1 pseudogene is annotated in these 412 nt (G+C 66.7%); it reads left to right on the forward strand.

Features of this window, described 5'->3' with window-relative positions:
• Positions 1-412: pseudogene (gyrB, locus tag C0Z16_RS37170) on the forward strand (DNA gyrase subunit B); the annotation flags it as partial.

Genomic DNA, 412 nt, shown 5'->3' on the forward strand with positions numbered 1-412 from the left:
CTACAAGATCAAGCACGGCAAGGAAGAGCGCTACATCAAAGACGATGTCGAGATGGCCGCCTACCTCGTGCGCCAGGCGCTGGACACCGCCGTGCTCGTGCGCCCCGACGGCACCGAGATTGCCGGCGACGCCCTGGCCGAACTCGCACGCCAGTACCAGCTCAGCCGCGGCGTGATCGAGCGCCTGTCTCGCGTGATTGACGCCGACGCCCTGCGCGCCATTGCCGAAGGCGTGTCGCTGGACTTGTCCAACGAAGCCGCAGCCGAAGCCAGCGCCCGCACGCTCAAGGCCCGCCTGCTGGAAATGCAAGGCAACGCCAGCAGCGCCAACGGCGGCGCCACCGCAGACGCCTTCATGCAGTACGACGAGAAGACCGAGAAGTACCGCATCATGGTCGTCCGCCGCCAGCAC

Origin of the sequence: Paraburkholderia rhynchosiae, assembly GCF_002879865.1 — a bacterium.
Taxonomy (GTDB): Bacteria; Pseudomonadota; Gammaproteobacteria; order Burkholderiales; family Burkholderiaceae; genus Paraburkholderia; species Paraburkholderia rhynchosiae.